Source organism: Streptomyces sp. NPDC028289 (genome assembly GCF_055565975.1).
On the sequence record NZ_JBVHTI010000030.1, the window covers coordinates 1 to 6,470 of the forward strand.

Here is a 6,470-nt window from a genome sequence, read left to right on the forward strand (position 1 = left end):
ATCGTCAGGGAGACCGGGACGAGCGCGTCGACGCCCGGCACGCCCGCGAAATGGTCCTTCATCTTCGGTAGGACGGGCGCGATGAGCACGGCGCCGAGGATCGGCAGACAGCTGCCGGCCATCAGCAGGGTGATGCGTATCCGGTGCCCGGGGCCGGACACGGTCTGCTCGGCCGGGGCATCTTCGACGGCTGCGGACGACGGGAGCGGGGGCACGGGTGCAGGCATGAGGGCTCCACCTGGCGTGTCGGGAGGGGACGGGGTGCGGCCGTCTCCGCGCGGTCGCACCGGAGCCCCGGACGGGGACCGGGCGCGCTGAGACGGGCCGGTGACTGCCGTGGCGGTGCGAAGGGTCGGCTCTCGGGTGCCCGCGCAGTCTCGGCGGCGGTGTGGTGGTGCGGCTCCGGCGCCGGGTTGAGACGACTATGGGTCACCGGGCAGTCCGTGCCTAGCCCCCCGCTGATCGAGATCGAAGATGCGGATCATCCGTGTCTTGGATCCTGAGCCCCCGCGTGAGCGCGCTAGCGGGCCGGGACGGCGCTCCGGCCGGGCCCGGACGCGGTCAGCTCCGCTCCCACCCGGGCGGCGGTCTCGCGCAGCCAGATGTGGGCCGCGTCGTGGGTGTGCACCGGGTGCCACCACAGTGCCTCCTGCAGCGGGACCGCCTCGTAGGGAGGTTCCAGCACCCGTACGGCGGCCACCCCGCTCAGCCGCTCGGCGAGCCGCCGCTGCACCAGGGCGATCCGGCGGGTGCCGGCGACCAGGAACGGCAGTGCCTGGAAGCTGTCGACGAAGACCTCGGGACGGGGGTCGACGCCGAGCATGCTCAGCTGGCGGGCGGCCGGGGCGTCGTACATGCGCTGATAGATCACCCAGGGCAACCGTGCCAGGTCGGCCATGACCAGGCGGTCGCCGACCTCGTCGTTGGCCTCGGCCACCAGGAAGGCCCAGCGGTCGCCGAACAGTTCCACGGCGGGGAAGCCGCTGATGACGCCGTGCGGCATCAGCAGCCCGTCGGCCGTGCTGAGCAGCGTCCCGGTGTCCTCCGTGACGTCGGGCGGGGTCCGCTGGAAGCGCAGCCGCACGCCCGGGGCCTCGGCGTGGACGGTCCGGGCGAGTTCGGCACCGAACACGGTGACGGCGTAGTCGGAGGCGAGCAGGGTGAACTCGTGCTCCTCCGCGCCGGGCGTGAAGTCGGCCCTGCTGCTGAAAACCCGTTCCAGCAGGTCACAGGCGGTGGCGGTGCGGTCGAGGAGGGCGCGGCCGAGCGCGGTCAGCTCGTACTGTCCGCCCACGCGGGAGAGCAGTTCGTCGTCGAAGTGCCGGCGCAGGCGGGCCAGGGCCGCGCTCATCGCGGGCTGGCTGAGCCCGACGCGCTGCCCGGCGCGGGTGACGTTGCGTTCCTCCAGCAGGGCGCGCAGGGACAGGACCAGATTGAGATCGAGGCCGGAGAGGGACACGACGCCTCCAGAGCGAGACCGCACAGAGCTACGAGATCCATGCGACTGATGATCAACATCAGAAGAATCTATTTCCCAGATTACGGGATGCGAGGCCAGATTAGTCGCACCGCAATCTGGAGGACATTCCCGTGAAACCCGCAGCCCCTTCCGCGTCCTTCGCCGGGCCCTTTGCCCTCGGCACCCTCTCCGCTCCTGGCCAGGCGCCGTTCCCTGGTCTCGTGATCCCCGGGGGCCGCGTGCTGGACCTGCGCTCGGTCCTCGATGAACCCGCCCTGACGAGCCGGGAGATCCTCGACGACTGGGACGCGGCGCTCCCGCGACTGCACGCCCTGGCGGACGACGCGGACCGCGCCTGGCAGCCACTGGAAGGTCTGCGGGTGCATGCGCCGGTCGAGCCCCGGCAGATCTTCCAGTCCGGTGCCAACTACCGGCAGCACGTGATCGATCTGGAGGTCGCCCACCGCTCTCCCGACGACCCGCGCACGGTCGAGGAGGCGCGTGCGGAGATCGCCGCGGTGATGGACCGGCGGGCCGCCGAGGACCTGCCGTACGTCTTCATCGGGCTGCCGAGCACGGTCGCCGGACCGTACGACGACGTGGTGCTCCCCGCTTGGGCCGAACAGCCGGACTGGGAGCTGGAGCTGGCGGCCGTCATCGCCAGGCCCGCCTACCGGGTACCGGTGGAGGAGGCCCTGTCGTATGTCGCCGGGTACACGATCGGCAACGACCTGACCGATCGGGCCACCGTGTTCCGCCGGGACATGAAGGCCATCGGGACGGACTGGCTGCGCTCCAAGAACGCGCCCGGGTTCACCCCGCTCGGGCCCTGGATCGTCCCGGCCTCCTCGATCGCCGACCCCGGTGACCTGCGGGTGACACTGAAGCTGAACGGCGACACCATGCAGGACGAGTCGACGAAGGACATGCTCTTCGGGGTCGCCCGGCTGGTGTCGTACATCTCGCAGACCGCCCGACTCCTCCCCGGTGACCTGGTGCTGACCGGCAGCCCGGCCGGGAACGGCATGCACTGGGGGCGGCTGCTGCGCGACGGCGACGTGATGGAGGGGTCCGTCACCGGGCTCGGCACGCAGCGCACCCGCTGTGTCGCCGAGGACGCCTCGTGAACCGGCACGACCCCGAAGGTGCCATCGCCGAGGCCGCCAAGGCGTTCTCCAACTGGGGGCGTTGGGGTGAGGACGACGTGCTCGGCACGCTCAACTTCCTCGACGAGGCCAAGCGCCGCGAGGGGGCCGCGCTCGTGCGACGAGGCGTCAGTTTCTCGCTCTCCCAGTCCTTTGACATGAACGGCCCGCAGAAGGGCTGGCGGCGGCGCACCAACCCGGTGCACACCATGCTGGACACCGGCACCGACGCGGCCCTCGGCAACCAGGGCTTCCCGCACGGCATCGGCGGCGCCGACGACGTGATCGCGATGCCGCTCCAGTGTTCGACCCAGTGGGACGGGCTGGGGCACATCTTCGACCACGGCAGGGCCTGGAACGGCCGGGACGCCGCCAGGGTCGTCACCTCCGACGGCGACCTCGTCACCGGCATAGAGCACATGGCACCGCATGTCGCGGGGCGCGGGGTGCTGCTGGACGTGGGCCAAGTGCTTGGAACCGGTGGTGAGTTGCCGGACGGGTTCGCCATCACCGAGGAGCACCTGACGGCGGCCGCCGAGGCGCACGGCGTGGGCGTCGGGCGCGGCGACGTCGTCGTCGTACGCACCGGCCGGCTGACCCGGGCCCGACGCGAGGGGTGGGGCGACTACGCCGGCGGCGACTCGCCCGGCCTGTCCTTCACCGCTGCCGGCTGGCTGCACCGCACCGAGATCGCCGCGATCGCCACCGACACCTGGGGCTTCGAGGTGCGGCCCAACGAGTTCGAGCAGGCCTTCCAGCCGCTGCACCAGGTCGCCATCCCCAACATGGGCCTGCTCATAGGGGAGATGTGGGACCCGGACGCCCTCGCCGCGGACTGTGCCGCCGACGGCAGGTACGAGTTCTGGCTCACAGCGGCCCCCCTGCCCATCACCGGAGCCGTCGGCTCCCCCGTCAACCCGGTTGCTGTCAAGTGACCCGCCCAACGAAGGAGTTGGCCATGGCAAGAGAGAGAAGCGTCCTGGTCGTCGGAGGGGGCACCTCCGGCAACGCCATGGCCGTGCTGCTGCGCCGGGCCGGTGTCGAGGTCGACCTCGTCGAGGCCACACCGGACTGGAACGTGCGCGGTTCCGGCATCACCCTGCAGGGCAACGCCCTGCGCGTACTGCGCGAGCTGGGCGTCTGGGACGAGGTGAACGCGCACGGCTTCGGGTTCGACTCCTTCGGGCTGACCGCGCCCGACGGAACCGTGCTGCACGTCAGCGAGGACATCCGCACCGGCGGTGACGACCTGCCGGCGACCCTGGGCATGCAGCGCCCGGTGCTCCAGCGCATCCTCATCGACGCGGTACGGGCATCCGGCGCGAACGTCCGGCTCGGCACCACCGCCGAGATCCTCGCCCAGGACGACACCGGGGTCGGCGTCCGCTTCAGCGACGGCACCGAGGGCCGCTACGACCTCGTCGTGGCCGCCGACGGCCTGAACTCCACGACCCGCGCCGCCATCGGTATCGACGCCAAGCCGGAGCCGACCGGCATGGCCATCTGGCGCGTCCCGGCGCCCCGCCCGGCCGGCGTCGAGCGCACCGACCTGGCCCATGGCGGGTCCTGCTACATCGCCGGGTACACGCCCACCAGCAAGGACACCCTCTACGCATACCTGGTGGAGCCCAAGCGCGACCGCGCGACCATCCCGCCCGAGTCCTACGCGCGGGAGATGCGCCGCCTCGCCGAGGGCTACGGCGGCGCCTGGGAGGAGATCCGCGCCTCGATCACCGACCCGGCGCAGGTGAACTACGCCTGGTTCGACCGGATGCTGGTCGAGGGCTCCTGGCACCGCGGCCGGGTCGTCCTGGTCGGGGACGCGGCGCACTGCTGCCCGCCCACGATGGCCCAGGGCGCGGCGATGTCCCTGGAGGACTCCTGGGTGCTGTCCCAGCTGCTGACCAGCGGGGCGGCATGGGACGACGAACTCCTCACGCGCTACTACGAACGGCGCTTCGGCCGGGTCCGGACGGTCGTCGAGGCATCGGTGCAGATCGGGCAGTGGCAGCTGGACGGCGAACGCGGCGACGTGGCCGGACTGATGGCCACCGCCATGACCGCGCTCAAGGAACTGCCGTGACGACGCCCACCATCGACGTGCACGCACACGTCCTGCTCCCCGAGGTCGAGGCCCTCGTCGCCGGCCTGCCAGGTCTTGCCGAGGCCAGGGCGCTGGACGCCCGGCGCAACGGCCCCGCCGCCCTGGCCGTCAGCGGGCCGATGGTCCGCGAGCGGATTCCACGGCTGACCGACGTCACCGTACGGCTGGACGCGATGGACGCGCAGGGGGTGGACATCCAACTGGTCAGCCCGTCCCCGTCGCACTACCACTACTGGACCGACGAGGACATGGCCGAGAAGCTGTACCGGCTCGCCAACGAGGCGACCGCCGCCCACTGCGCCCAGGCGCCCGACCGGCTGCACGGGCTCGGGCTGGTCCCGCTCCAGCACCCGGCCCAGGCCGTCGACGCGCTCGAACACGCCCTGGACCAGGGCCTGTCGGGCGTCGAGATCTCCAGCCACGCCCCGGGCCGTGAGCTGTCCGACCCGGCGTACGAACCCTTCTGGTCCCTTGCCGAGGAGACCGGCGCGATCGTCTTCCTGCACCCCTTCGGCTGCACGCTCGACGAGCGCCTGGACCAGTGGTACCTCTCCAACACGGTCGGCCAGCCGACGGAGAACGCCGTCGCCCTCTCCCATCTGATCTTCTCCGGTGTCCTGGACCGGCACCCGGAGCTGAAGCTGGTCGCCGCGCACGGCGGCGGCTACCTGCCCACCCACATCGGCCGCTCCGACCACGCCTGGTCCGCCCGTTCCGACGCCGGCGCGGACTGCGCCCACCTGCCCAGCAGCTACCTCAGGCGGATCTACTTCGACTCGCTCGTGCACGACCCGCACGTGCTGCGGGAACTGGTCCGCGCCGTGGGCGGCGACCGCGTCCTGCTCGGGTCCGACTTCCCCTTCGACATGGGCACCGAGGACCCGGTCGCCGCCCTGCGCGCGGCCCGGCTGCCCGACCGTGACTTCCACGCCGTACGAGGCGGCAATGCCGCCGCTCTCCTCCGGAAGGACTGAGACCATGAGCGACCGCCTGCTCACCCACCTGCGGCACGTCGACCTCGCCGTGCCCGACTACGACAGGCAGCTCGACTTCTACTCCGGCGTCTGGGGCCTGACGAAGACCGCCGAGGACTCCGGCGTCTCCTTCCTGGCCGCAGAGGGCAGCCCCGAGCAGTACGTCGTCCGGCTGCGCAAGGCCGAGGAGAAGCGCCTCGACCTGGTCTCCTACGGCGCCGCGAGCGCGTCCGACGTGGACACGCTCGCCGAACGGCTGCTCGCCGGGGGAGTGCGGCTGATCTCGCAGCCCGGCAAGCTCGACACGCCCGGCGGCGGCTACGGCATCCGCTTCTTCGACGTCGACGGCCGCACCATCGAGGTCTCCGCCGACGTGCAGGTGCGGCAGCACCGGAAGATCGAGGAGAAGGAGGCGATCCCGGTCAAGCTGTCGCACGTCGTCCTCAACTCCCCCGACCTGAACCGCACCCGGCAGTGGTACGAGACCCACCTCGGGTTCCGGCTCTCCGACACCCTCATGCACCCGAAAATGGGTGAGGCGATGCACTTCATGCGCATCAGCAACCAGCACCACTCCATGGCCATCGCCCAGGGCCCGCACACCGCACTGCACCACGTCTCGTTCGAGATGCGCGGCCTGGACGAGTACATGCGCGGCTCCGGACGGGTCATCCGCGCCGGGTTCAAGAAGGTCTGGGGTCCCGGCCGGCACCTGGCCGGCGACAACACCTTCACCTACTTCCTGGACCCGCACGGCAACACCATCGAGTACACGACCGAGCTGGAGA

General features: G+C 71.3%; 6 protein-coding genes and 1 pseudogene. 5 read left to right on the forward strand and 2 right to left on the reverse strand.

Translation table 11 applies throughout. The features are described from left to right. Positions 1-227: pseudogene (locus ACZ4UV_RS51985) on the reverse strand (MFS transporter); the annotation flags it as partial. 293 nt (positions 228-520) lie between these two features. Further along, the gene (locus tag ACZ4UV_RS51990; RefSeq protein WP_351712123.1) at positions 521-1,459 is read right to left on the reverse strand and encodes a LysR family transcriptional regulator; all 939 of its coding nucleotides are present in this window, start codon (positions 1,457-1,459) and stop codon (positions 521-523) included. Positions 1,460-1,590: 131 nt separating this feature from the next. On the opposite strand from ACZ4UV_RS51990, the gene ACZ4UV_RS51995 reads away from it, so the two are divergent. From ACZ4UV_RS51995 to ACZ4UV_RS52015, 5 genes are all read left to right on the forward strand, one after another. After that, positions 1,591-2,586, forward strand: a complete 996-nt coding sequence (locus ACZ4UV_RS51995) for a fumarylacetoacetate hydrolase family protein (RefSeq protein WP_467850243.1) — start codon at positions 1,591-1,593, stop codon at positions 2,584-2,586. Further along, positions 2,583-3,539, forward strand: a complete 957-nt coding sequence (locus ACZ4UV_RS52000) for a cyclase family protein (RefSeq protein WP_467850246.1) — start codon at positions 2,583-2,585, stop codon at positions 3,537-3,539. The genes ACZ4UV_RS51995 and ACZ4UV_RS52000 overlap by 4 nt, the downstream gene beginning before the upstream one ends. A 23-nt stretch (positions 3,540-3,562) precedes the next feature. Then, positions 3,563-4,687, forward strand: a complete 1,125-nt coding sequence (locus ACZ4UV_RS52005; protein ID WP_451017714.1) for an FAD-dependent oxidoreductase — start codon at positions 3,563-3,565, stop codon at positions 4,685-4,687. Beyond that, positions 4,684-5,682: an amidohydrolase family protein gene (locus ACZ4UV_RS52010; RefSeq protein WP_467850249.1), complete on the forward strand. Its 999-nt coding sequence runs from the start codon at positions 4,684-4,686 to the stop codon at positions 5,680-5,682. The genes ACZ4UV_RS52005 and ACZ4UV_RS52010 overlap by 4 nt, the downstream gene beginning before the upstream one ends. A gap of 4 nt (positions 5,683-5,686) precedes the next feature. Then, on the forward strand, positions 5,687-6,470 hold a 784-nt coding region (locus ACZ4UV_RS52015; RefSeq protein ID WP_467850252.1), incomplete at its 3' end, for a VOC family protein.

Bases quoted from the DNA above. Each gene is read 5' to 3' on its own strand.
- ACZ4UV_RS52005 (WP_451017714.1), top strand. From the start codon at position 3,563: ATGGCAAGAGAGAGAAGCGTCCTGGTCGTCGGAGGGGGCACCTCCGGC.